This is a genomic window from Kitasatospora sp. NPDC059803 (assembly GCF_042732255.1).
Lineage (GTDB): Bacteria > Actinomycetota > Actinomycetes > Streptomycetales > Streptomycetaceae > Kitasatospora.
Genome location: NZ_JBHWIJ010000431.1, coordinates 1 through 2,023, shown reverse-complemented (window position 1 = coordinate 2,023; position 2,023 = coordinate 1). Strand labels below are relative to the sequence as shown.

1 protein-coding gene is annotated in these 2,023 nt (G+C 75.2%); it reads right to left on the bottom strand.

The window, feature by feature from the left end:
* Window positions 1-100: 100 nt before the first annotated feature.
* On the bottom strand, window positions 101-1,870 hold the full coding sequence (gene polX / locus ACFV6I_RS37330; protein WP_380430501.1) for a DNA polymerase/3'-5' exonuclease PolX: 1,770 nt from the start codon (window positions 1,868-1,870) through the stop codon (window positions 101-103).
* Between the last annotated feature and the right edge of the window lie 153 nt (window positions 1,871-2,023).

The window sequence follows — 2,023 nt, the reverse complement described above, 5'->3', positions numbered from 1 at the left end:
TCGGGGCGGCCGGGGGGGGCCGGGGGGGCGCGGCAGTGGCCCCGGCCCGGGGGGCGGCCCGGGGGGGGGGGCCCCCCCACCGGGGTGCCCGGCGGCTCGCTCAGCGCAGTGCGTCCTTGCGGAGGAAACGTTTCAGCCGCTGCCAGGGCCAGGTGTTGATCACGTCCTCGGCGGTGAGCCAGCCGCGCTGCGCCGTACCGATGCCGAAGCGCGGGTAGGCGAGCTGCCCGGTGGCGTGGGCGTCGCTGTCGATCGCGAAGCGGACGCCGTGCCGCTTCGCCCGCAGGACGTCCTCGTCGCGCAGGTCGAGCCGCTGCGGGGAACTGTTGATCTCGATCGCGGTGCCGGTGCGCGCGGCGGCCGCGAACACCGCGTCCAGGTCGACGTCGATCGGGCCGCGGCGGCCGATCCTCCGGGTGGTGAGGTGGCCGATGACGTGCACGTGCGGATTCTCGCAGGCGCGGATCAGCCGGCGGGTCTGGGCGGCCCGGTCGGCGGTGAAGTGCGAGTGCACGGAGGCCACGCAGACGTCGAAGCCGGCCAGGAACCCGGGCGGCCAGTCCACCCCGCCGTCCGGGCCGATGTTCAGCTCGGTGCCGTGCAGGAGGCGCAGCTTCCGGTGGCGGTCGGCGAGTCGGCGCAGCCGCTCGCGCTGGGCGAGCATCTTCTCGTCCGTCATCCGCTGCATCACCAGGTCCGGCGCGTGGTCGGTGACGGCGTAGTAGGAGTAGCCGCGGGCGGCCGCGGTGTCGATCATCTCTTCCAGGGTGGCCAGGCCGTCGGTCAGGTCGGTGTGCGTGTGCAGGTCGCCGCGCAGGTCCGACTCCTGGACCAGATCAGGGAGTTCACCGCGCAGGGCGGCCTCGATCTCGCCCCGGTCCTCGCGCAGCGGCGGCGCGATCCACGGCAGGCCGAGCGCCGCGTACACCTCGTCCTCGGTCGCGGACGCCACCTTGGCGCCGTCCTCTTTCTCGCCGTCCTCTCCTTCGCGGCCCTCTCCTTCGGCGGTGGTCCGGAACAGGCCGTACTCCGAGAGCTTCAGCCCGGCCCGGACGGCCATCGTGCGCAGCCTGATGTTGTGCGCCTTCGATCCGGTGAAGTAGACGAGCGCCGCGCCCCAGTCCTCCTCCGGGACGACCCGCAGGTCCACCTGCACGCCCCCGGTGGTGCGCACCGAGGTCTTGGTCGGACCGCTCGCGATCACCTCGGCCACGTACGGGAGTCCGGTGAGCGCGGCCATCAGCGGGGCGGAGTCGGCGGCGGTCGCCAGCACGTCGACGTCGCCGACCGTCTCGCGCATCCGGCGCAGCGACCCCGCGTACGCGCAGCGGGTGCAGCCGGGCACGGCGGACAGTGCGGCGACGAGCTGCTCGGCCAGTTCGGTGGCCGCGTCGAGCAGCGTGCGGCCGCCGGAGCGCCGCAGCAACTCGATGCCGTGCAGGATCTTCTCGCCGCTGCGCTCGCCGAAGCCCGCCACGCCGGACAGCCGGTCGGAGCGGACCGCCTCGGCCAGGTCGTCGACGGAGGAGATGCCCAGGTCGCGGTGGAGGGCGAGGGCACGCTTGGGGCCGACGCCGGGCACGGCCGTCATCTCCCGGACCCCGGACGGGACTTCGGCGCGCAGGGCCTCCAGGGCGGCGATCCGCCCGGTGGCGAGGTACTCGGCGACCTTCTCGGCGGTGGACTTCCCGACGCCGGGGATCTGCTGCAGGCCCTTGACGTCCAGGCCGGCGATGTCCTCGGAGTGGCCGCCCACCGCGCGGGCGGCCTTCTCGTAGGCCCGCGCCCGGAAGGCGTCCCCGCCGGTGATGTTGATCAGGTCGGCGTACTCCTGGAGCAGCTCCCGCACCTGGTCGTTGAGCCGGGGCATGGAGCCAGTCTAGGGCGGGTCCTCGGGCTCCGGCCTGGGCGGCGGCCCTCCGGGCAGGCGAAGGGAGTTCGTGAGGCCCGGCCCGGGGCCGGCGGCGCCGCGTCGCGGGCCCGGGGCGGCGCGGCGGCGCGGGGGGGGGGGGGGGGGGGGGGC